At 73.9% G+C, this 22,691-nt stretch carries 21 protein-coding genes and 1 pseudogene; 12 read left to right on the plus strand and 10 right to left on the minus strand.

Annotation, left to right across the window (positions count from 1 at the left end):
- Positions 1-109: 109 nt before the first annotated feature.
- The 8 genes and pseudogenes from ABH931_RS25280 to ABH931_RS25315 form a co-directional block, all read right to left on the minus strand.
- Entirely contained in the window at positions 110-1,078 is a 969-nt protein-coding gene (locus tag ABH931_RS25280) for a hypothetical protein (RefSeq protein ID WP_370117449.1), read from the minus strand.
- On the minus strand, positions 1,075-1,740 hold the full coding sequence (locus ABH931_RS25285) for a cytochrome b N-terminal domain-containing protein (RefSeq protein WP_370117452.1): 666 nt from the start codon (positions 1,738-1,740) through the stop codon (positions 1,075-1,077). Before ABH931_RS25285 ends, ABH931_RS25280 begins: the two co-directional genes overlap by 4 nt.
- Positions 1,737-1,934 carry a hypothetical protein gene (locus tag ABH931_RS25290; protein WP_370117455.1) on the minus strand — a complete coding sequence of 66 codons (198 nt, stop codon included), beginning with the start codon at positions 1,932-1,934 and terminating at the stop codon, positions 1,737-1,739. Before ABH931_RS25290 ends, ABH931_RS25285 begins: the two co-directional genes overlap by 4 nt.
- 31 nt (positions 1,935-1,965) lie before the next feature.
- On the minus strand, positions 1,966-2,820 hold the full coding sequence (locus ABH931_RS25295; protein ID WP_370117458.1) for a universal stress protein: 855 nt from the start codon (positions 2,818-2,820) through the stop codon (positions 1,966-1,968).
- 59 nt (positions 2,821-2,879) lie between these two features.
- Entirely contained in the window at positions 2,880-3,629 is a 750-nt protein-coding gene (locus tag ABH931_RS25300; protein WP_370117613.1) for an acetate--CoA ligase family protein, read from the minus strand.
- A gap of 300 nt (positions 3,630-3,929) precedes the next feature.
- Positions 3,930-5,630: pseudogene (locus tag ABH931_RS25305) on the minus strand (GNAT family N-acetyltransferase); the annotation flags it as partial.
- Between the two features lie 125 nt (positions 5,631-5,755).
- The gene (locus ABH931_RS25310; protein ID WP_370117461.1) at positions 5,756-6,736 is read right to left on the minus strand and encodes a nitroreductase family protein; all 981 of its coding nucleotides are present in this window, start codon (positions 6,734-6,736) and stop codon (positions 5,756-5,758) included.
- A 148-nt stretch (positions 6,737-6,884) separates the two neighbouring features.
- A complete protein-coding gene (locus ABH931_RS25315) occupies positions 6,885-9,281 on the minus strand; it encodes a phosphoketolase (protein ID WP_370117464.1) in 2,397 nt (798 codons plus the stop codon).
- A gap of 254 nt (positions 9,282-9,535) precedes the next feature.
- Between ABH931_RS25315 and ABH931_RS25320 the strand changes: the two genes are divergently transcribed.
- The 4 genes from ABH931_RS25320 to ABH931_RS25335 all read left to right on the plus strand — a co-directional run bounded on the left by ABH931_RS25320 (position 9,536) and on the right by ABH931_RS25335 (position 13,136).
- On the plus strand, positions 9,536-10,144 hold the full coding sequence (locus ABH931_RS25320; RefSeq protein WP_370117467.1) for a hypothetical protein: 609 nt from the start codon (positions 9,536-9,538) through the stop codon (positions 10,142-10,144).
- Positions 10,145-10,262: 118 nt separating this feature from the next.
- The gene (locus ABH931_RS25325) at positions 10,263-11,702 is read left to right on the plus strand and encodes an MBL fold metallo-hydrolase RNA specificity domain-containing protein (RefSeq protein ID WP_370117470.1); all 1,440 of its coding nucleotides are present in this window, start codon (positions 10,263-10,265) and stop codon (positions 11,700-11,702) included.
- A gap of 124 nt (positions 11,703-11,826) precedes the next feature.
- Positions 11,827-12,564, plus strand: coding sequence for a CBS domain-containing protein (locus tag ABH931_RS25330; RefSeq protein WP_370117473.1), 738 nt, complete (start codon positions 11,827-11,829; stop codon positions 12,562-12,564).
- Positions 12,565-12,584: 20 nt separating this feature from the next.
- Positions 12,585-13,136, plus strand: a complete 552-nt coding sequence (locus ABH931_RS25335; protein WP_370117476.1) for a flavodoxin domain-containing protein — start codon at positions 12,585-12,587, stop codon at positions 13,134-13,136.
- A gap of 3 nt (positions 13,137-13,139) precedes the next feature.
- Here ABH931_RS25335 and ABH931_RS25340 read toward each other — a convergent pair whose 3' ends face one another.
- Positions 13,140-13,475, minus strand: coding sequence for a hypothetical protein (locus ABH931_RS25340; RefSeq protein ID WP_370117479.1), 336 nt, complete (start codon positions 13,473-13,475; stop codon positions 13,140-13,142).
- 163 nt (positions 13,476-13,638) lie between these two features.
- On the opposite strand from ABH931_RS25340, the gene ABH931_RS25345 reads away from it, so the two are divergent.
- The 8 genes from ABH931_RS25345 to chrA all read left to right on the plus strand — a co-directional run bounded on the left by ABH931_RS25345 (position 13,639) and on the right by chrA (position 20,978).
- On the plus strand, positions 13,639-14,379 hold the full coding sequence (locus ABH931_RS25345; protein ID WP_370117482.1) for a response regulator transcription factor: 741 nt from the start codon (positions 13,639-13,641) through the stop codon (positions 14,377-14,379).
- Positions 14,376-15,800: a sensor histidine kinase gene (locus ABH931_RS25350; RefSeq protein ID WP_370117484.1), complete on the plus strand. Its 1,425-nt coding sequence runs from the start codon at positions 14,376-14,378 to the stop codon at positions 15,798-15,800. Before ABH931_RS25345 ends, ABH931_RS25350 begins: the two co-directional genes overlap by 4 nt.
- 141 nt (positions 15,801-15,941) lie before the next feature.
- A complete protein-coding gene (locus tag ABH931_RS25355; RefSeq protein ID WP_370117486.1) occupies positions 15,942-16,355 on the plus strand; it encodes a hypothetical protein in 414 nt (137 codons plus the stop codon).
- Positions 16,352-17,305: an FAD:protein FMN transferase gene (locus tag ABH931_RS25360; RefSeq protein WP_370117489.1), complete on the plus strand. Its 954-nt coding sequence runs from the start codon at positions 16,352-16,354 to the stop codon at positions 17,303-17,305. The genes ABH931_RS25355 and ABH931_RS25360 overlap by 4 nt, the downstream gene beginning before the upstream one ends.
- Positions 17,302-18,060, plus strand: coding sequence for a ferric reductase-like transmembrane domain-containing protein (locus tag ABH931_RS25365; RefSeq protein WP_370117492.1), 759 nt, complete (start codon positions 17,302-17,304; stop codon positions 18,058-18,060). Before ABH931_RS25360 ends, ABH931_RS25365 begins: the two co-directional genes overlap by 4 nt.
- Positions 18,060-19,406 carry an NADH-ubiquinone oxidoreductase-F iron-sulfur binding region domain-containing protein gene (locus tag ABH931_RS25370; RefSeq protein ID WP_370117495.1) on the plus strand — a complete coding sequence of 449 codons (1,347 nt, stop codon included), beginning with the start codon at positions 18,060-18,062 and terminating at the stop codon, positions 19,404-19,406. The genes ABH931_RS25365 and ABH931_RS25370 overlap by 1 nt, the downstream gene beginning before the upstream one ends.
- A complete protein-coding gene (locus ABH931_RS25375; protein ID WP_370117498.1) occupies positions 19,403-19,636 on the plus strand; it encodes a ferredoxin in 234 nt (77 codons plus the stop codon). The genes ABH931_RS25370 and ABH931_RS25375 overlap by 4 nt, the downstream gene beginning before the upstream one ends.
- A gap of 130 nt (positions 19,637-19,766) precedes the next feature.
- Positions 19,767-20,978, plus strand: a complete 1,212-nt coding sequence (gene chrA, locus ABH931_RS25380) for a chromate efflux transporter (protein WP_370117501.1) — start codon at positions 19,767-19,769, stop codon at positions 20,976-20,978.
- A gap of 30 nt (positions 20,979-21,008) precedes the next feature.
- Here chrA and ABH931_RS25385 read toward each other — a convergent pair whose 3' ends face one another.
- A complete protein-coding gene (locus ABH931_RS25385; protein WP_370117503.1) occupies positions 21,009-22,634 on the minus strand; it encodes a sulfatase-like hydrolase/transferase in 1,626 nt (541 codons plus the stop codon).
- Positions 22,635-22,691 lie beyond the last annotated feature (57 nt).

Here is a 22,691-nt window from a genome sequence, read left to right on the forward strand (position 1 = left end):
GCGACGGGAGTGACACACCCGTGCGGTCGGGCGGTCCTCGGGGCGATCGCAGGCGTTGCCGGGACGGGGGCGTTGTTCCTCGGTGTGCTGCTGGCGGGTCGGGCTGTCGTCAGGTGCGCGCCGCATCGCCTCGAGGTGTCGGGTGGTCGCGGTACCAGTCGCGCCAGATCAGGCGGTAGACCCGCGTCAGGCGCGGGATGTCCCGCAGGCCCGGGATGAACGGGAGCAGCAGGAGCAGTGCGCTGAGCAGCGCCATGGTGCCCCAGACCAGGGCGTCGGCGTTGGCGGAGCTCTTGTAGGGCTGCACCTGGTACCAGAAGGTGTAGAGCCAGAGCCACGCCTGTCCCGGGTAGTTGCCCGTCTCGTTCATCATGCCCCACTGGTCCCCGCCCAGGTGCTGGGCGCGGGCCTGGTCCTGGAGGTAGGAGCCGTCGGCCAGGAAGAGCAGGGCGCGGGTGTAGTCCGTCTGGAAGTAGTGCCCTTCGGCGAGCAGTTGGGCGTCCAGGGTGCCGGACCGGCCGAGCTGGAGCAGGCGAGCAGTGAGCGCCGGGACGGGGCCGTAGTCGCCGGAGGTGACCTTGGCGGGATCGCCGTTCGGGGCCTTGCCGAGCGCGTCGGTGTAGGCGCTTGTCCACTTCGCCTGCTGGTCCGTCGTGGCGGCGCTCCACTGCGCCAGGGCGGCGGTCACGGCGGCCGGCTCCGGGGTCTGCCGCAGCGGCTGAAGGACCAAGTCGTTCGCGGTGTCGATGGGGTGCTTGACCCCGGCCCACTTCTGCAGCGACAGCGGGCCGAGCTTCTGTCCGTCGGCGGCGGTGTTGTACGGGGGCCCGTACTGCGCGGTGGCACTGGTGCCGCCGAGCTCGCCGACCGCGGTGGCGGTGAAGTCGGCCGGGTCGGCCTGGGTCCAGGCGGAGATGGTGGCCGGCTTCTCGTCGGGGGAGGAGAAGAGCGCGGCGAGGCCGAAGGTGAGCAGGGTGACCGCGAGCAGGGCGATCAGGGCTTCCTTGACCAGGTCGTAGGGCCGGGTCGGGAAGGCGTGGCTGTCAGGGGTCTCCTGACGGGGACGCTTGCGGTTCACGGCTGCTTCTCCGTCCTCTGCTCGGTCGGCGTCTCGGACTCGGGGGTGACGGCTCCGATGGGTGGGACGATGCCGCGCCTGCGCACCAGGACCAGGTGCCAGACCGTCAGCACGCCGATGGCGGCGGGCAGCAGCACGATGTGCCACATCAGCATCTGGCCGAAGTCCATGACGTTGAAGTAGGCACCGATGCCGACCGAGTTGAGGCCGTCCTTGGCCTGGGTGGAGATCCACTGCGAGTCGAGGTTCTGCTGAGCCAGGTAGCCGGTGAAGGCGGTGCCGATCGAGGCGAAGAAGGCGACGCAACCGGTGATCCAGGTCATCGCCCGCCTGCCGCGCCAGGCGGCCATGAAGAACTTGCCCCACAGGTGGATCACCATGAAGGAGAGGAACAGCTCGACACTCCACAGGTGCATGCTGTTGACGTAGTGCCCGAGCGAGGACAGGTGCCACCAGGAGGGGCCCTTGAGGGCGAGCACGCAGCCGGTGCCGACCACGACGGCGAGCGCGGCGACGGTCAGCACGCCGAAGAGGTAGATCCACGAGGCCATGTAGGCGGGCTGGCTGTCCGGCAGCAGCTTCTCCGGCGGGAGCTCGCGCAGCAGCCTGCGGCGCAGCGCGCCGGTCCAGTTGCGCGGCTCCACGGGCTGGCTGGCGCTCATCTGCGGCCTCGCTTCCGGGGGAAGCGCGGGAACGGCAGCAGGATCGCCGCGACGAACGCCAGCAGCATCAGGCCGATGACGACCAGGTTGGCCACCGATATCTGGATCACACCCCAGTGCAGGTAGTGCCCGGGGCCGTTCAGGTCGATGGGCGCGGCCAGCAGCCGCGCGGGGAGTGCGGGGAGGGGGAGCATCGGGTCACCTCTTCGTGAGCCGGGGCGGCTGTCAGGCGTGCGGGACGACGGCGACGGCGCTGTGGCCGTAGTGGATCGCCGCGTGGGCGGCGGGGCCGAGCGCGGAGACCGCGCGGTGGCGACGTCGGCCCAGCACGAGCAGGCCGGTGTGGTCGGCCTCGTCGACCAGCACGTGGGCGGCGCTGCCGGTGCGGACCTCGTAGTGCACCGCGACGCGCGGGTACTTCTCCGCGAGCGGCCGGACCGTCTCCCGGAGCTTCTCCTCGGCGTCCTCCTGGAGCGCGGAGCGCTCGGCCGCACCGGGCGGGATCGTGCCGACGGCCCACCAGATGGACGGCAGCCAGGCGTGCACGACCCGCAGTGCGGTGCTGCGGCGCTCCGCCTCGGCCAGGGCGAACTCGATCACCGGTGCCCGGCCCTCGCCCAGTTCGAGGCCGAGGACGACCTCGTGGCGCGGCAGGCGGGGATCGGCGTGGTCGCGGACCAGGATCACGGGGTTCTCGGCGCGGGCCGCCGTCTCCAGGGCGGTCGAGCCGAGCAGCAGTCCGGTGAACCCGCCGGTGCCGCGTGAGCCGAGGACGAGGGTGTTGCCGCGCTCTGCGGCGTGCAGCAGCTGGGTGGGGGCCTCGCCCGTGAGCAGCTCGTAGTCGACCTGGAGGCCCAGGTGCCGGGTGCGCAGCTCCTCGACCGTGCGGGTGAGCAGCTCGAGGGCCTCCGACTGGAGCCGCACGTAGGCGTCCGGGACAGGCGTGCCCTCGCGGTGCGGCCAGTGGGCGAGCACGAGCCGCACCGGCTGGCCGGTGAGCGTCGCCTCGGTCGCGGCCCATTCGGCGGCGGCCAGACTCGGCTTGGAGCCGTCGAAGCCGACGATCAGGGGGAGGGTCATGGCGGTTGCTTCCTTTCGATTTTGTGGGGGAAGGGGTTGGGGGGAGAGGCGGTGCGGTCTCAGGCCGGCTCGCCCGGGGCGTCCGGGAGGCGGCGCAGCCGGCGCAGGTACGGGTCCGGCACGCGTCGCGGCTCCAGGCGCACCCGGGCGTCGACGCACACGACGCCGTCCGGCCCGCAGATCAGGGGGTTGAGGTCGGCCTCGGCCAGCTGGGGGAGGTCCGCGGCCATCCGGCCCAGCCGGGCGAGCACGTCCTCCACGCGCTCCAGGTCGACGGCCGCGCGGCCGCGGTAGCCGAAGAGCAGCGGGGTGGTGCGCAGCGAGGTGATCATCGCGCCCGTGTCGGCCTCGGTGAGCGGGGCCAGCCGGGCGGTGCGGTCGTCCAGCAGGTCGGCGGCGGTGCCGCCCGCGCCGAAGACGACCAGGGGCCCGAAGACCGGGTCCTGCACGACACCGGCCAGCAGTTCCGTTCCGGCCGCCTGGCGGGGCTGGACCAGCACGCCGTCCATGCGCTCGCCGAAGCGGTCGACGAACTCGCGGTAGGCGGTGCGGACCTGGTGCTCCTCGGCCGAGGTGATCCGGACCGCGCCGAGGTCGCTCTTGTGGATCTGGCCGGGCCAGTGGGCCTTGAGCACCACCTCGCCGCCCTCGCCGGTGCGGGCCAGGACCGCCGCGGCCTGGGTCACCGACTCCTCGCCGTCGCACCAGATCGCGTCGGCGAGCGGCAGGCCGTAGCAGGCCAGCAGCTTGGCCACGAGCGGGGGTTCGAGCCAGCCTCCGTCCGGGTGGTGGGCCAGGTGGCGCTCCACGAGGGCGGCGGCGTCGGTCGGTCGGCACCCGGGTGTCTCCCGCTCGGTCGACAGCGGCTGGGCGAGCCAGCGGGAGCGGGACAGCGCCCGGGAGAGCGCGCGGGCGGCGGACTGGGCGTCGGCGTAGGCCGGGATGCGGCTGCCGTCCGCGCAGGTGAGGAAGCGGACGGGCTCACGCTGGTCCAGCAGTACGGCCGCGACGGGGCGGGTGCGCCGTCCGGGCAGCGCGAGCAGGGGAGCCAGCGCCTCCTCGGCGGTCTGCGCGGTGCCGAGCGCGGTGGGTGCCAGGCACAGCAGGACCGCCTCGACAGCGCCGCTCTCGGCGAGCGCGTCGACGGCCGCGACCAGGGTCTGTGCGGGCGCGGCGGCGGTGGCGTCGACCGGGTTGGCCGTGGCGGCACCGTCCGGCAGCAGCTCCTTGAGCTGGAGCGCCAGTGGCGCCGGGAGTTCGGGGACGGTGAGCCCGTGGTCGACACAGGCGTCGGCGGCCAGCACGCCGATGCCGCCCGCGTTGGAGATGACCGCGACACTGCCCGTGATGCCCGGCAGCGGCTGGCAGTCCAGCAGGGCGGCGGTCTCCACGAGTTCCGCGATCGAGTGCGTCGCCGTGATCCCGGCCTGGGTGAACAGCGCCTGCCTGGTGACGGTCGGGGTGGCTGCCGCGGCGGTGTGCGAGGCGGCACCGCGCCGGCCCGCGAGGGAGCGGCCCGCGTCGACGGTGAGGATCGGCAGCGTACGGGCCACCCGGCGCGCGGTGCGGGAGAAGGCGCGCGGGCTGCCGAAGGACTCCAGGTGCAGCAGCGCCAGCCGGGTGCGGCCGTCCTGCTCCCACCACTGCAGCAGGTCGTTGCCGCTGACGTCGTACTTGTCGCCGAGGGAGACGAAGTCGGAGACGCCGATGCCCAGCGTGTCGAGCTGTTCCATCAGTGCGATGCCGACGCCGCCGGACTGGACGGCCACGCCCGCGCCGCCGGGCTTGGGCGTGGCCCGCCCGAACTCGGCGTCGAGGCTGATCTCCGGGTCGGTGATCGCCAGCCCGAGGCAGTTGGGCCCGACCAGCCGCATGCTGTGGCGGCGGCAGGCGCGCAGCAGGCGCGCGGACTGGGTGCGCGACAGGCCGGAGGTGAGGACCACCAGGGACCGCACCCCGCGTTGCCCGCACTCCTCGGCCACGGCGGCGACCGCGTTGGCGGGCACGGCCAGGACCGCGAGGTCGGGGGTGCCGGGCAGGGCGTCGAGGGTGGGGAAGCAGAGCAGACCGTCGATCTGCCCGGCGTGCGGGTTGACCGGCCAGAGCGAGCCGGTGAAGCCGCCCTGGCGGATCTTCAGCATCAGGCTGTGCCCGACCGTTCCTGGTCGGCGCGAGACGCCGACGAGGGCGACGGAGCGGGGCCGCAGCAGGGGACGCAGGCTCGCGATGTCCGCGCGGCTGCCGCGCGCCTCGACGGCGTCGAGGTAGGGCGTCGCGGTCTCGTCCAGGACGGCCTCGATCCGCACCTGGGCGTCCGCCCAGTGGCGGTTGGTGGCCAGGCCCAGGTCGGTGAAGACCTTGTGCATCGCGTGGTTGTCGGCGAGCGCGTCGGCGACCAGGACGCGGACGTCCTGGGAGCGGGCGGCGTGCACGAGGTGCTCGATGAGCAGGGTGGCGACGCCCCGGTGGTGCCAGTCGTCGGCGACGGCGACGGCGAGCTCCGCCCGGCTCGGGTCCGCGGTCTCGGCCTCGCACTCGACGACGCCGATGAGCTGTCCGGCGTCCGGCTCGAACGCGCCGAGTGCGACGAAGCCGGGACGCGGGCCGGCGCAGAGCCGGTCGGCGGTCAGCTCCGGGGCGCGGCGGCTGATGCCGAAGAAGCGCAGCCGCTGGTTCTCCGGCGACATCCGGCGCGCGTGCAGCTCGGCGACCGCGTCGTGGTCGCCCCGGGCCAGCGGACGGATCGAGACGACGGTGCCGTCGGCGAGCAACGCCTCGGCGGTGCGCGGGGTTTCGGGTGATGTGACCATCGTGCTCCGCCTTGGGATCGGGGCTGGGGTCCGGTGTGGCCGGTGCCCGGGGACGACAGCACTCTGCTCCGTGGCGAGCGCTGCCTTGGAGGGCCGTTCGGCCCTCTCACGGGGGCCGATCAGGCTCAGTCGAGCGCGCTGGAGGCCGCCGCTCTCGGGGTGGGCGCGCCGTCCGGGCCGTAGCCCAGGCGGACGATCATCTGGACGTGCTCGGGCCCGTTGTGCGGGTCGCGCAGCATCCAGCGCAGGTCGGGCCACTCGACGGCCTGGTGCAGCATCGACGTCCGCACCTGCTCGCGGGTGGCCAGCAGCAGCACGTGCTGCAGCGCGAGGCCGGTGCGCAGCCAGTCGGCCGGACGGTCGTGCGCGGTGGCCAGGACGGCCAGCTGCGGATGCGGCTCGAAGGGCTGTGAGGGCAGGTGCGTCGGGGGCCGCAGGCCGGAGAAGTCCCGCATCGGCAGGTGGCCGGTCGTGTCCTGAGGCCCGAGCGCCTCGGGCGGGATGCCGAAGCCGGTCGCCGCGCCCGGACGGATCCAGTCGCGGCTCTCGTCGCGCCGGGCCTGGTCGGTCAGGGAGCGGACCTCCGCCTCACGCGTGAGCACGAGCAGACGCCGGGCCTCGCCGGCGTCCGGCAGGTGCAGCACCGCGCCCTCGGCGCGGGCGGCTTCCACCAGCTCGGTGCGCAGCGCGCGCGGGATGGACTGCGGTGAGAACGGCCGGCGGCTGGTGTGGCGGCGCCAGATCTGCTCGTACAGGTCCGCGCCGCGGATGTCGCCGGCGGTCGGCGAGCGTCCGGCCAGCCGCACGGAGGCCAGCAGCTGCGGCTCGCGCCGGTCCGGCAGCAGCCGCAGCACCGGCTCCCAGCCCCGGTGGGCCACGGCCAGCCGCAGGTTGAACGCGGCGGCGCCGACGGACACGTGCAGGCCCCGCCCTTCGGGGTCCTCGGCCCGCAGCTCGCGGTCGAGCGCGGCGCGGATCTCGACCGTGTGGGTGGGCGCGTTCAGTCGGAAGCGCCAGGGCTGGGTGTTGTGCATGGACGGCGCGGCGACGGCGGCGGAGACGAGCTCTTCCAGGACGGCGGCGTCGAGGGCGGCGATCGTGGTCATGACGCGCTCCTGCGGGGTGGAGGGCGGCGGGGACTCCGCCTTTCCTCCGAGCCTGAGCCCGCCCGCGCGCGAGGTGGAGGGCCGCCCGGCGCCTCACGGCTCGCCGAACGGCCCTACCTGCGGTTGCAACCCCGTAGGGGCGCGGAGCTCAGCCGGTCCAGCTCCAGTCCGCGACCTCCGGGAGGTCCGTGCCGTGGGCCTGGATCCAGGCGGTGTGGCGGGTACGGGCATCCGCCATGCGCTGGCGCACCACGGCCGCGCGGGCGGCCAGACCCGGGACGCGGTCGATGACGTCCATGACGAGCCGGTAGCGGTCCAGGTCGTTGCGGACCACCATGTCGAACGGGGTGGTCGTCGTTCCCGACTCCTTGTAGCCGCGTACGTGCACCTGCGCGTGGACCGCGCGGCGGTAGGCCAGCCGGTGGATCAGCCAGGGGTAGCCGTGGTAGCCGAAGATCACCGGCTTGTTGCGGGTGAAGACCGCGTCGAACTCGGCGTCCGTCAGCCCGTGCGGGTGCTCCTCGGCCGGCATCAGCCGGGCCAGGTCGACGACGTTGACCACCCGCACGGCCAGCTCCGGCAGTTCCCGGCGCAGCAGCTGCGCGGCGGCCAGCACCTCCTGGGTCGGGACATCGCCCGCGCAGCCCAGCACCACGTCCGGCTCGCGGTCGCCACGCTCGGTGCCCGCCCACTCCCAGATGCCCAGACCACGTGCGCAGTGGGCGCGGGCCTCGTCCAGCCCCAGCCAGTCGAAGCAGGGCTGCTTGCCCGCCACCACCACGTTGACGTAGTCACGGCTCTCCAGGACGTGCTCCGCCACACTCAGCAGCGTGTTGGCGTCCGGCGGGAAGTAGACGCGGACCGCCTCGGGGCTCTTGTTCAGGACGTGGTCCACGAAACCCGGGTCCTGGTGCGAGAAGCCGTTGTGGTCCTGGCGCCACACGTGTGAGGTGAGCACATAGTTGAGCGACGCGATCGGCGCCCGCCAGGGGATCTCGCGAGTCGTCCGCAGCCACTTGATGTGCTGGTTGACCATGGAGTCGATGATGTGGACGAACGCCTCGTAGCAGGAGAACAGGCCATGACGGCCCGTCAGAAGATAGCCCTCCAGCCAGCCCTGGCACAGGTGCTCGGAGAGCACCTCCATCACCCGGCCGTCGCGGGCCAGGTGCTCGTCCACCGGCAGGACCTCCGCCTGCCAGGCCTTGCCGGTCGCCTGGTAGACGGCCTGGAGGCGGTTGGACGCGGTCTCGTCCGGGCCGACGAGGCGGAAGTCGCGGCGCTGGGCGGTGTCCGCCATCACCTGGGCGAGGTACTCGCCCAGCACGCGTGTCGGCTCGTGCATGCTCGCGCCGGGCTTGTCGACCGGGACGGCGAACCGCTCCAGCTCCCGCAGCGGCAGGTCACGCCGGAGCAGGCCGCCGTTGGCGCGGGGGTTGGCCCCCAGACGTCGCTCCCCGGCGGGGACGCGCGCGAGGACGGCCGGCGACGGCCGGCCCTCGGCGTCGAAAAGCTCCTCCGGGCGGTAGGAGCGCAGCCACGCCTCCAACTGCCGCAGGTGCTCCGGGTTCTCACGGACCTGGTCCAGCGGCACCTGGTGGGCACGCCAGGTCCCCTCGACGGGTAGCCCGTCCACCACTGCCGGGCCGGTCCATCCCTTGGGCGTGCGCAGCACGATCATCGGCCAGCGGGGCCGCTCGGTCGAGCCCTCGACACGGGCGGCGCGCTGCGCGGCGGCGATCGCGTCCAGAGCCTGGTCGAGGGCGGCGGCCATCGCACGGTGCACGGTCGCGGGGTCGTCGCCGGTGACGTGGATGGGGGTGTGGCCGTAGCCGCGCAGCAGCGCGTCGAGCTCGGCCTCCGGAACGCGGGACAGGACCGTGGGATTGGCGATCTTGTAGCCGTTCAGGTGCAGGATCGGCAGGACGGCACCGTCGTGGACGGGGTCGAGGAACTTGTTGCCGTGCCAGGAGGCGGCCAGCGGGCCGGTCTCCGCCTCGCCGTCACCGACGACGCACGCGACGACCACACCCGGGTTGTCGAACGCGGCGCCGTAGGCGTGCGCGAGGGCGTAGCCCAGCTCGCCGCCCTCGTGGATCGACCCCGGCGTCTCCGGCGCGACGTGGGACGGGACGCCGCCGGGGAAGGAGAACTGACGGAACAGCCGTGCCATCCCGGCCCCGTCGCGGGTGACGCTCGGGTAGTGCTCGGTGTAGCTGCCGTCCAGCCAGGAGCAGGCCAGCACGGCCGGCCCGCCGTGGCCCGGGCCCCACACGCACAGGGCGTCCAGGTCGCGGTCGCGGATCACCCGGTTCAGGTGGGTGTGCACGAGGTTGAGCCCCGGGGAGGTGCCCCAGTGGCCGAGCAGCCGGGGCTTGATGTGCTCCGGGCGCAGCGGCTCTCGCAGCAGCGGGTTGTCCATCAGGTAGATCTGTCCGACGGCGAGGTAGTTCGCGGCGCGCCAGTGCGCGTCCAGCTCGGCCAGTTCGCCCTCGGTCAAGCGGTCAGCGGTCAGTGCGGCGGCGTCGGGCAGCGGTGCGCTCATGGGTCGGCTCCCCCTCCGGGAGTGCGGGCGACGGTGTCGTCCCTCTCACCGTCCACCGTGGCGTGCCCCCGCGCCGGTGGGACAGGGCCGACCGGCCCACAGTCCCCGCGGCACGGGGCCGTTCGGCGCCCCGAAGGGGGCCCGCCCGGACCTGCCCCGACGCAAGGCCGGAGCGGAAAGCTGGCACCACCGGCGACCACCGCCGTGCCCGAGCCCGTCCCGGGACACCTGGCACCACCGAGGAGGCGAGACCCATGGCAACGCCCGCAGCCGCACCCCGTCCGTCCGTCCCCGCCCCGAGACGGTCCCGTCTCGCCCTGGCCCGGGCACGGCACCGCAGCCTGCTCCGCCGTCGCACCGACCGGTGGCGGACGGCCCTGGTGCAGCTCCAGGTGCTGGCGGCTGTCGCCGCCGCGGCGCTCTGCGCCCTGATCGGGCTCTCGACCTACCAGCAGGGCCACGCGCACGCCGTCCAGCAGGTACAGCGCCTGCGCCCGGTCCAGGCGAAGGTCCTCGGCCGGCCCTACGCCGCCGGTGTCGGCGGTGAGGTGGCCGAGATCCACTGGACCGGCACCGACGGGAAGGCCCACCAGGGGGTCGCGGGCGTGCCCGCGAGCAGCGGCGTCGGCGACAACGTCGGCATCTGGCTCGACTCGAGCGGCAACCCCGCGCCCGCGCCCGCCTCCTCGCAGGACGTCATCGGCACCGCGGTGCTGACCGGCACGTTGTGCGTGCTGGGCGCCTGGGGCCTCGTGCTCTCGGCCGGCAGCGTCGCCCGCTTCCGCCTGGACCGTCACGACGAGACGGCATGGGACGCGGAGTGGCAGGTCTACGAGCCGCTGTGGACACGGCGCGGCGCGTGAGCGGGGCCGATCGGCCCTGTGGGAGGGGCGCCCCGGCCCAAGCCGGGGCGCCCGCGCGCGAGGAGGGTGGGAGCACCAACCGACGCGGCCCCAGGGGCCCGGGAAGCAGGTGTTTCTCATGAGCGGCGAACTCCCCGACACCCCAGCTGTCACCACCCCCCGGCCGCGGCCGGGGCTGCTCACCTTCCTCGGCGGCGTCGGTACCGTCACCGGCAGCAAGTACATGGTCGAGACCGACCACGCCCGGGTTCTCGTCGACTGCGGCCTCTTCCAGGGCCAGGCGGAACTGCGGCGCCGCAACTGGCGTCCGCTGCCGCTGGACCCACGCGACGTGGAGGCCGTCGTGGTCACCCACGCCCACCTGGACCACACCGGCTACCTGCCCCGCCTGGTCCGCGACGGCTTCCGCGGGCCGGTCTACTGCACGCCCGACACCGCGCGCCTCGCCGAGCTGATCCTGCGCGACAGCGCCCACCTGATGGAGGAGGAGGCGCTGCACGCCAACCGGGAGGGGTGGAGCAAGCACCACCCCGCCGAGCCCCTCTACACCGAGAAGGACGCGGAGCAGGTCCTCGCCCGGATCCGCCCCGTCGAGATCGGAGCGGACACCGAGATCACGACCGGTACCGTGCTGCGACTGCACCACGCCGGCCACATCCTCGGCTCCAGCTGGGCCCACCTGACCCTGGAGGACGGCGGCACGATCGCCTTCAGTGGTGACCTCGGCCGCCAGGTGCACCCGCTGCTGCTGCCGCCCGAGCCGTTCTCCGGCGCCGACGTGCTGCTCGTCGAGTCGACCTACGGCAACCGCCACCACGACGACGCCATCTCCCGGGACGTGTTCGCCGCCGCCCTCACCCGCACCCTCGCGCGCGGCGGCAACGTCCTGATCCCCTCCTTCGCCGTGGACCGGACCGAGGTCGTCCTGCACGAACTCGCCGAACTGCGGCGCACGGGGGTCCTGCCCGCCGCCGTTCCCGTCTACGTCGACAGCCCGATGGCGCTGCGCGCGCTGAAGGTCTATCAGGACGCCTTCAACCGCCGTTCGCCCCAGCTGCGCCCGGAGCTGCTGGACGACGCGCAGCGTGCGCTCGACCCCGAGCCGTTCACCGCCGCCCGCACGCCCCAGGAGTCGGCGGCGATCCAGCACAGCCCCGTGCCGAGCGTCATCGTCTCGGCCTCGGGCATGGCGACCGGCGGGCGCGTCGTCCACCACCTGCGCCGCATGCTGCCGGACCCGCGCAACACCGTCCTGGTCGTCGGCTTCGCCGCGCAGGGCACCCGCGCCCGTGACCTGGTCGAGGGCGCCCGGTCGATCAAGATGTTCGGCACCTACGTACCGGTGCGCGCCGAGGTCGTGGACGTGCCGGGCTTCTCCGCCCACGCGGACTCCGACGAGGTCATCGCCTGGCTGCGCGGTGCCCCGCAGCCGCCGCACGCCGTCTACGTGGTCCACGGCGAGCCCGAGGGTTCCGAGCGGTTGCGCGACCGGATCCACGGCGAGCTGGGCTGGAACGCCGTGGTGCCACGTTCCGGCGAACGGGTTCTGATCCGCTGAACTGAGGCCGTCGCGCCTTTCGGGGCCGGTCGGCCCCCGGGAACGGCCCTCGCGGCCCACGACCCGGCGGCCGGCCCCGGCGCACAGTGAGGACAGGAACCCTCCCGGAAGGAGGAACGAGGCCATGACCAGGACCGTCAACCGGCCTGTCGGCGACGGCACGCCGTTGCCCCGGACGTCCGTGCCGAGGCACCGCCGGGTCGCCGAGCTGATGACCCACCAGGTGTACGCGATCGAGCCCGACGCCGACTTCGCGGCCGCGCTCGCGGCGCTGCGCGAGACCGGTCACGAGGACCTGCCCGTCGTCGACCGCCAGGGCCGCCCGATGGGCATCGTCTGCGCGTCCGACCTGCTCGCCAAGCTCGCCGCGACCGCGCTGCCCGAGGCATCCGTCTTCGAGACCCGCCGCACCCGCGAGATCCGCCGCCGGGCCGGCGCGGTCGCCGTCTCCGAGCTGATGTCCACGCCGGTCTGCACCGTCACCGCGCAGGACACCGCCGCCGAGGCGGCCCTGCTGGCGCTGCGGCACCGGATCCACCACCTGCCCGTCGTCGACGAACACCACCGCCTGGTGGGCCTGGTGACGCTGAACGACCTGCTGGCCGCCCTGCGTCGCACCGACGCGGAGATCGAGGCCGAGGTGCGCGTCGTGGCGCTCGGCTACGAGTTCGGCGTCAAGGCCGCCACGCTGCACGTCACCTGCGAACGCGGCCGGGTGCTGCTCGACGCCAGGACTTCTCTGCGCAGCCAGGCCGAACACCTGGTCGGCCGGGTCCGCACCGTCGAGGGCGTGGTCGACCTCGCCGAGACCGTGCGCTGGGATATCGACGACTCGCTGCGCCCCGGCGCCCCGAAAGCCTGACCTCCGAAGGAGAGCCTGCGATGACCACCCCCGACACCCCTCACCCTGCCCGGCGCGTCCTGGTCGCCTACGCCAGCCGCAGCGGCGCCACCGCGGAGATCGCCCAGTGGCTGGCCGAGCGGCTGCGTGGCGAGGAGGACGCTTTCGACGTCACCGTCGTCGAGGTCTCCGACGACCTCGATCCCCGCGGCTACGACGCCGTCATTCTCGGCTCCGCGCTCTACGAAGGCCGCTGGATGCGCTCCGCCGCGCACTTCGCCCGCCGTCACCGCCACGAACTGGAACACGCCTGGGTCTGGACCTTCAGCACCGGTCCGCTCGACGACTCCGCCGCGACGCACGAGGTGCTGATCACCCACAGCGCCGACCGCGCCTCCCGGCGCGTCCTCGCCCGCGACCACGTCACCTTCGGTGGCCGCCTGGCCCCGGACTCGCGCGGCTGGCTCGCCCACGCCATGGTCGAGGGCGGCCACGGCGGCGACTTCCGCGACCGCGCCCAGATCGACGCCTACGCCGACCAGATCGCCGGCGAGCTGTCGCTGCTGCCCCGGCTGCGCCACCCCGTGGCCTGACGGTCACGAGGCGCCGGTGGCGGTCTGACCTCCGCCGCCGGTGCCGGGCAAGGTAGGGGCCTGCGCGCCACCTCCGCCGGTGAAGCCGCCGGTCCCGGTGGTGCCGCCCGTTCCGTGGCCCCGATCGCCGGTGAGGTGGGCGGGCAGCAGGGTCGCGAGGTCAGGGAGGGCGTGGGCGTAGCCCAGGCCGAGGAGCAGGGTGGAGGCGGCCGAGCCGATGAGGGTCCACCGGGTGACACCGTGGACGTGCCGCAGGCCGGCGCTGCGGCGACGGAGCCGATCCGTGCCGGGCAGCGGTCCGGACGGGCGAGACGGATGGGGCAGATGTGCGGCGGTCATGGCTGCCTCCTTGCCGGAGCCGGCCACGGCTCCGGGTGGTGAATCCAGTGTGCGAGCGGGACTTGTCGGGGAGCGGTTCGGATCTGCTTCAGTTCCCGTAAAGATCAAGCGCACGCGCCGCGAGGGCCGCCTCCGGGCCGTGCGCCGGCTCTAGGCTGGGGCGATGGGACAGGTCAGCGAGGCCGCCTCAGCGGGTACGCAGTTGTCGGGTACGCAGTTGTCGGTGCTGGTCGTCGAGGACGACCAGGGCATCGGCGAGTCGTTGGAACGCGGCCTGACGCGGGCGGGATACGCGGTGCACCGCGTCACCACCGGTGGTGACGCGCTCGCCGTCAGGCCGGTTCCGGACGTGGTGCTGCTCGACCTCGGCCTGCCGGACCTGGACGGCGTGGAGGTCTGCCGCCGACTGCGCCGTCAGTCCGACGCGGCGATCATCGTGGTCACCGCGCGCGGCGAGGAGGCCGACCGGGTCGCGGCGCTGGACGAGGGCGCCGACGACTACCTGGTCAAGCCGTTCGGCCTGGCCGAGTTGCTGGCCCGGCTGCGCGCGGTGCTGCGCCGCACCCGGCCCAGCGGCGGCGAGCCGGTCGTCCACGGCCCGCTGACCGTGGACCCGCGCACGCAGCGGGTCACCGTCGGCGGGCAGGAGATCGCGCTGACGCCGAAGGAGTTCGACATCCTGCGGGTACTGGTCACCGATCCCGGCCGCGTGGTGACCCGCCAGGAGATCCTGGAGCGCGCCTGGGACGCCCACTGGTACGGGCCCACCAAGGTGCTGGACGTCCACATCGCCGCGCTGCGCCGCAAGCTGGGCGTGCCGGGCCTGGTGGAGACCGTCTACGGACGCGGCTTCCGCCTCGGCGACCCGCAGGACGCGGTGACCGGGGACGGGCCGTTGAGATGACCCGCCGCATCGCCCTGAGCATCCTCGCGCTGGTGCTCGCGCTCCTGGCGCTCGCGGTGGTGCCACTCGGCATCTCGATCACCGACCGGCAGCACGACGCGTTCTGGGAGGAGACTGCCGCCCGCGCGCGATCGGTGGCCGCAGCCGCGGAGGAGCACCTGGTCGATCACCAGTCGGACGCCGACGCGCGTGCGCAGATCGGCGAGGCCGCGGACCACGGTGACTGCGCCCAGGTCTACGACGGGGGCGGGACGAGAATTCTGGCCACGCCCTGTGCGGGGGACACCAGCCTGACCTCGTCGACTGTCACCGAAGTCCTCGTGGACGGCAGTGGCAGGACGGCCCAGTCAGGTGGCTGGCTGACCGTGGCCGAGCCGATCGGGGACGGCGTCCCGCTCTCCGGCGTCCTGGTCTACTCCCGTCCCACGGCCGGTCTGGACCGTCAGCTCCTGGCGGTGTGGGGCTGGCTGGGCCTGTGCGCGCTCGGAGCCCTCGGCGCGTCCATGCTCGTGGCGGTCCGGCTCGCCCGCTGGGTCGCGCGGCCCCTGCGGGAACTGGACGGTGCCGCGGCCCGGCTGGGGGACGGCGATCTCGCGGCGCGTGCTGTCGTCGGGCAGGGTCCGCCCGAGGTGCGCCGCCTCGCGGTCACCTTCAACACGATGGCCGCCCGCACCGAGAACCTGATCCACGGCCACCGCGCGGTCATCGCGGACGTCTCGCACCAACTGCGCACCCCGCTCACCGCCCTGCGGCTGCGGCTGGACCTGCTCGCGGGAGACAGCGACGACGACGCGGCGCAGGAGCTGGCCGGGGCGCAGGAGGAGATCGCCCGGCTGTCCCGCCTGGTCGACGGGCTGCTGGCCGTCGCCCGGGCGGAGAACTCGACGCCGAGGCAGACGTCCGTCCAGGTGGACGAGGTGGTCGCCGACCGGATCACCGCCTGGCAGCCGGTCGCCCAGGACCGCGACGTTGTTCTGTCTCCCGGCGGACCAGCCGGACTGGCGGCGTGGGTCGGGCCGGGGGATCTGGAGCAGGTGCTGGACAACCTGATCGCCAACGCCCTGGACATCGTGCCGCCCGGCGGACGGGTGCAGATCCGCGCCGGACGCTGTGCTGAGGCCGGCGAGGTGATGCTGTCCGTCGTCGACAACGGTCCCGGCATGGACGCGGAGGCGCGGGAGCGGGCGTTCCGGCGGTTCGACACCGGGCGGGAGAGCGGCACCGGACTGGGGCTGGCCATCGTGCACCGGCTCGTCACCGCGAGCGGAGGCCGCGTCGCACTGGAACCCACGCCGGGGGGCGGCCTGTCCGTCCGGCTCTGGCTGCCCGCCGGTCGCGCACCGCAGCCCGAGGCACGACGAGGCCGCCGTCCGTCCCGCGGTCCTGCTTGGCGTCCTCTGCGCGAGCACCCGAAAGACTGATCTTCCAAGGCCCTGACCTGCGATGACCTCGATGCTTGACACTTCTTAGGAACTCCTGAACAGGAACCCGACGCCAGTACGGGCAGGCTGGGGACACGCACCGTGAACACGCCTGTCCAAGCGTTCCGACAAGGAGTCAGGATGGACTCGTCCGAGCAGCACGCCGCCGCCCGCGCCCGCGCCCGCAGCCGGGACCGCTCGGTCCGCCGGGTCGGCGGTGCCACGCGCTGGGTGACCCTCGCTGCCGCCGCCGGATCCATAGCCCTGGCCACCGGTTACGCCCAGGCGTCCGCCACCGGCACGGCGGAGCCCGCCACTGGTTCGTCGCCGACCGCCCCCACCGCCGAACCGCACGCCTCGACCAGCCCCACCGCGTCGAGGACGCACACGAGCGCCGGCACGCAGTCCCGCAAGCCCAGCACGCACACCGGCTCCCCGACCAGGCACCGGACCGGTGTGTCCGCGCCGACGACCGCCGCACCGGCACCGACCGCGGCCGTCCAGCCACCGGCACCCGCACCGCAGCCCTCGCACACGACCACGGGGGGATCATGACCACCACCCCGGAACCCGCTCACAGCTCCTTCCCTGTCTTCGGCACGACGGCCCACCTGCTCGTCACCGACCCAAAGGCCCTGAGGTGGGCGCTCGAACTGCTGCGGGCCGACCTCGCCGCGATCGACGCCGCCTGCAGCCGGTTCCGTCCGGCGTCCGAACTGTCACGCGCCAACGCCGCCGCCGGAACCGGCACCCCGGTCATCGTCGGCCCGCTGCTCTCCGAAGCCCTGGACGCGGCCTGGAAGGCAGCCGAGAACAGCGGGGGACTGGTCGACCCCACCGTCGGCGCCGCCGTGGTCGGCCTCGGCTACGACCGCACCTTTGCCTCGCTGCGCCCCGAACAGGTCGGCACACCGGTGACCGCGCCCGCGCCTGGTCTGCGGATCGTGGAGTGGGACCCGCACGCCCGTCGTCTGCGCATGCCCGCCGGGGTCGCACTCGACCTGGGCGCCACCGCGAAGGCCTGGGCCGCCGACCGCGCCGCGCACCGGATCGCCGAGGCCACCGGGTGCGGCGTCCTGGTCAACCTCGGCGGGGACCTGGCCGCAGCGGGCGCCCCGCCCGAGGGTGGCTGGCGGGTTGCTGTCGCCGACGACCACCGCACCCCGCAGCCCGACTCCCCGGTCGTCGCCGTCCACAGCGGTGGACTGGCCACCTCCGGCACCGCCGTCCGCACCTGGACGCGCGACGGCCACCGGGCGCACCACATCGTCGACCCGCGCACCGGCCGCAACCCGCAGGCGTACTGGCGTACCGTCACCGTCGCCGCCCGGTCGTGCCTGGAGGCGAACACCGCCGCCACGGCGGCGCTCGTCCTCGGGCCGGACGCGTCCCGGATGCTGCGTCAGGCCGGTCTGCCCGCACGGCTGGCGCACGAGAGCGGCGAGGTCGTCCGCATCGGCGGCTGGCCGGTCGACGTCCCGGCTCCGTGGGTGGGTGCGGCATGACCCCGGTCCTGCACTCGGTGCTGCTCGCCGCATCCGGATCCGCGCCGAGCCCCTTGTGGTACGCCACCCGCGCCGGCGGCACCGTCGCGCTCGTGCTGCTCACCGCCACGACCGTGTTCGGCATCGCGGTGGGCGGACGCCACGAGCCGCGCACCGTCGCCCGCTTCGAAGTCACCTCACTGCACCGCAACCTGGCCGTGCTGACCCTGGTCTTCCTGGTCCTGCACATCGTCACGGCGATCCTGGACCCCTTCGTCCACCTCGGCTGGTGGATCACCGTGATCCCGTTCACCGCCGGTTACCGCACCCTGTGGCTCGGGCTCGGCACGGTCGCCTTCGACCTGCTCCTCGCCGTCGCGATCACCAGCGCCACCAGTCGCATCCGGCTGCGGCTGGGCCAGCGGCGGTGGAAGGCCGTGCACTGGCTCGCCTACGCCTCCTTCCCCGTGGCGGTCTTCCACGCCGCGGGCACCGGCACCGACACCAAGTCGTCACTGCAACTCCTCCTCTACGCCCTCTGCGTGGGTGCGGTCGTGGTCGCCGTGTGGTGGCGCCTCTTCCGTGCGGGCCCCGGCCACGCCGCCGTACGCCTGTCCGCGGGCGCGGCGACGCTGGCCGTCCCGGTCGTCCTGGTCGCCTTCCTGCACTCCGGCCCGCTCGCCCCCGGCTGGTCCCACCGCGCCCAGGGACCCGCGCCCGTCGCCGTGTCCGCGACGGCACCCGCCCCCACCACGTCGACGCAAGGAGCCGCGTGATGACCACCGAGACCACGCGTGCGCTGCCCGTGGCGGACGGCTCCGCGCCGGGACCCCACGGCTCCAGGCTGCTGTCCGGCTGGTTCACCACCGGCCGGCCCGCCGACCTCGCCGACCACCTGGACCGCTACGGCCCCCCACCGCTGGAGCGCGCCACCCTGAAGGCCGGCGGCAGCACGTTCCAGCGCGCCGTCGAAGAAGCCGGGTTGACCGGTCGTGGCGGTGCCGCGTTCCCCACCGCGATCAAGCTGAACAGCGTCGCGTCCGGACGCGGACCCGCCGTCGTGGTCGCCAACGGCATGGAGAGCGAGCCCGCCAGCAGCAAGGACGCCACCCTGCTCCACCTCGCCCCGCACCTGGTCCTGGACGGCATCGCACTCGCCGCCCGCTACGTCGGCGCGAGCGAGGCCCATCTGTGCGTCGCCCGCACCCGCACCCAGCAGGTCCGCGACCTGCGTGCGGCCCTTGCCGACCGCGCCCGGCACCGCCTGGACCCCGTGCCGGTCCACCTGCACGAGCTGCCGCACCACTACGTCTCCAGCGAGGAGACCGCCCTGGTCAACTGGATCAACGGTGGCGACGCCCGCCCGATGGCCACCCCGCCGCGCCCGTTCGAGAAGGGCATCGGCAAACGCCCCACCCTGATCGACAACGTCGAGACCCTGGCCCACCTCGCACTGATCGCCCGCTACGGCCCCGCCTGGTACCGCCAGGCGGGCGCATCCGACGCGCCCGGCACCACCCTGGTCACCCTGACCGGGGCGGTGGAGCACCCCGGCGTCTACGAGGCCCCGATGGGCTCCACCCTCGGCCACCTCCTCGACCACGGCGGCGGTCCCAGCGAGCCGCTGTCCGCCGTGCTGGTCGGTGGCTTCTTTGGCAGCTGGCTCCCGGCCACCACGGCGCCGGCGACCCGGTTCACCAAGGACGACCTCGCCGCCGTCGGGGCCGGGCCCGGCGCGGGCGTCCTCGTCGCACTGCCCGAGCACGCCTGCGGACTGGCCGAGACCGCCGCCGTGCTGGGCTACCTGGCCGACAACAGCGCACAGCAGTGCGGACCGTGCCGGTTCGGCCTGCCCGCCGTCGCCGAGGACTTCGCCGCCCTGGCCCACGGCCGCCTCGACCAGCGCTCCCTGACCCGGCTCGAACAGCGTGCGGGCCTCCTCGCGGGGCGTGGCGCCTGCCGTCACCCCGACGGCGCCTCACGCCTCGCGGCCACCGCGCTGCGCACCTTCGCCCACGACGTCGCCCACCACCTGCGCTACGGGCCCTGCGCGGCAGCCCACCAGCCGACCGTGATCCACGTCCCGCGCAGCACCGTCCCCGGCCCACAGGAGTGGCGATGAGCATCCTCCAGTTCCCCCGGTCCCGCGAACTCACCCTCCGCATCGACCGCATCGCCTGCGAGGGCCACGGCGCCTGCGCCGAACTCCTCCCAGAGCTGCTCACCCTGGACGAATGGGGTTACCCCGTCGTCCACAGCGCGACTGTCCCGGCGGACCTGACGGCCCACGCCCGCCGCGCCGTCGCCGCCTGTCCCGTCCTCGCCCTGCGACTCGACCCCGGCTCGCGCTGACGCGCCACGGGCCCGGTGACGAGGAGGCCTCCAGCCCCCGGGGGGAAGCCTCGTCACGGCAATCACCGTTGCAGCACTAGGGTGGTGCGCGGTCGGGAGACGAGAAACGAGCACGAGGCGGGGCAGCTGCGTGACCGGTGGAGCGGAGCACCAGGCGCACGCGGAGCAAGGGCCGGGCCCGGGCGCGGGCTCCGAGGTCACGTTGGCCGTCATCGCGCGTGAGTGGGGCCGGATCGGCTGCGTCGGCTTCGGCGGGCCGCCCGCGCACATCGCCCTGTTGCGGCAGCTGTGCGTCGAGCGGCGCGGGTGGATCTCCGCCGCTGAGTTCGAGGACGGCATCGCCGCCACCAACCTGCTGCCCGGCCCCGCCTCCACCCAGCTGGCCATCTACACCGCCTGGCGTCTGCGCGGGGTCGCCGGGGCCCTGGTCGGCGGTGTCTGCTTCATCGTGCCGGGGCTCTTGCTGATCCTCGCGCTGGCCGCGCTCTTCCTGGCGGCCGGAACCCCGGTGTGGGTGCGCGGTGCCGCCGCGGGCGCGGGGGCCGCGGTGGCGGCGGTCGCGGTGCACGCGGCCTGGGGGCTGGTCCCGGGCAGTTGGCAGCGCGCCGGGACGGCGCGTGCGGCGCGGGCCCGCTGGATCGCGTACGCCCTGGCCGGCGGCGTCGCCGCCGCGACCGTCGGGCCCTGGCTGCTGCTGCTGCTCATTGCTGCTGGACTGGTGGAGGTCGCCGTCCGGAGCGGGACCGACTCCACGGGCGGACGCCGCGGAGCATGGCCGCTGCCGCTCGCGGCGGTCGCGCCCGCGGCGGGCGGGCTGCTCTCCCTCGCCTGGGTCGCGTTCAAGGTCGGCGCTCTCTCCTACGGCGGCGGTTTCGTGATCATTCCGCTGATGCAGTCCGACGCGGTGAACCACTACCACTGGATGACCGCCGGGCAGTTCCTGAACGCGGTCGCTCTGGGCCAGATCACCCCCGGTCCGGTCGTCCAGACCGTCGCGGTGGTCGGCTACGCCGCCGCGGGAGTCGGCGGCGGACTGCTGGCCGCCGCCGTCGCCTTCGCGCCCTCGTTCCTGTTCGTGCTGCTCGGAGGCCGCCACTTCGACCGGCTCCGGTCCAACGCCCATGTCCAGGCGTTCCTCACCGGCGCAGGGCCCGCCGTCACCGGCGCCATCGCGGGATCGGCGGTCCCGCTCGCGCTCGCCCTGGGCCACGGCTGGCAGTTCGCCGTCCTCGCCGCCGCCGCGCTCTGGCTGGTCGTCCTGCGGCGCGGCGTCGTGACCGCGCTGCTCGCCGCCGGTGGCCTCGGTGTCGTCGCCGCCCTCGTGGGCCTGCCGGTCGGCTGAGGGCGAGGGCCCGGGTCCTCCTGCCAGGGGTCAGGGACGCTTCGTCGAACCGGCCATGGCCTCCGGGCGGTCGGTGTCACCGTGCCAGGTGGGCCAGCCGAGCAGACGGGGGCGTTCGGTCACCCAGGCGCGGGTGTCGGCTCCGATCTCGGTGTCGATGAGGCCCTCCAACAACGCCCGGTACCGCTCGACCAGATCGCGGTGGGCGGGGTCGGCGGCCAGGTTGCGCGTCTCGGCCGGGTCCTGTGCCCGGTCGTACAGGACGACGTCGTTGTCGGCCAGGAGCGCGCCGGTGTCGGCGGGGCGGTTGGGCCGCAGCGGGGAGAAGTATCGGCCGAAGGTGTAGCGGGCGTCGGTGTAGCCGCGCAGGAAGCCACGCTTGTCCCAGTCGGGCCGCAGGTCGCCGGAGGCGATGCGCTTCGGCGCCTCGGGGTCGGCGAACTCGAACCAGAAGGACGCGTCGAGCGTCGTGATGGACTCCACGGCCGTCAGGACGCCCTCGCGCACGCTCTGGCCGTGCAGGGTCGGCACGAGCGAGCGGCCCTTGAGCGCCGGGTGGCGGGTGGCCGTGACGCTCGCGTCCAGGCCGGCGATCTCCAGCAGCGTCGGCGCCAGGTCGACGGCGGAGCCGAGCGCCTCGGTGCGGGCGCCGCCCTGGACGTCCGGGTGGGTGAGGATGAACGGCACGTGGAAGTTCTCGTCGTAGACGAGGTTGCCCTTCTGGCGCAGGCCGTGGGAGCCCGCCATCTCGCCGTGGTCGGAGGTGAAGACGACGACGGTCCGGTCCGCCTGGCCGGAGGCCTCCAGGGCGTCGAGCACGAACTCGACGCTGCGGTCCACGTCGCGGATGGCGTTGAGGTAGAAGTTCAGACCGTCGTACCAGTGCCCGTCGTCGGCGACCGGACCGAAGACCGTGTCGAGCATCCGCGCGTACTCCGCCACGGCCGGGGCCGCGCCGGAGAGGTCGTCGTGCAGCGAGGCGGGCAGCTCGAAGTCCCAGCGGCGCTGGTAGAGGGGGATCTGCGCCGCCGCGCGGGCCACGACCGCGTGCGCGAGCCCGAAGGGGAGCTGGACCTGGGGGCGGCCGCCGTAGTCGAAGCTCATGATGTCGTGCGGGTTCACGAAGTTGACGGCCATGAACCAGGGCTGGTCCTCGCTGACCACCGGTGCCCGGCCGCGCAGCCATTTGACGGCCTGGCCGGCGATCACTGGGTCGATCTTGAGGCCGGCCCAGGCGCCGCCGTCGATGTCCCCCCAGTCGTTGAACTCGCTGAACCCGTAGGGTTCGAGGGCGTCCGTGGTGGGGCCCGGCTTGTCAGGGGTGACGTAGGCGTTGGAGAGGTGCCACTTGCCCTGGTAGGTGGTGTAGTAGCCGGCCGACCGCAGCATCGTCCCGATCGTGCCGAGCGCGGGGTCGAGCGGGCGGATGTAGGGCATGTTGTCGTTGTCGTAGATCTCGGTGATCGGCAGGTGCTGTCCGGTGTAGATCACCGACCGTGCGGAGCTGCACATCGCCGAGGCGGTGTAATAGTGCTCGAACGTGGTCCCGCGGGCCGCGATCCGCTCCCGCGCAGGCAGGGAGAACCCGTCGGGGCGGGGCAGGGAGACACGCTCCTCGTCGGTGATGATCAGCAGGATGTTGGGGCGAGTGGTCATGCCCTGCCCTTCGGACGAGCGGCTACGGATGTCCCGAATCTAGGCTTGAGCTTCCCG

It is taken from the genome of Streptacidiphilus sp. MAP12-33 (genome assembly GCF_041261265.1).
In the GTDB taxonomy this organism is placed as follows: Bacteria; Actinomycetota; Actinomycetes; order Streptomycetales; family Streptomycetaceae; genus Streptacidiphilus.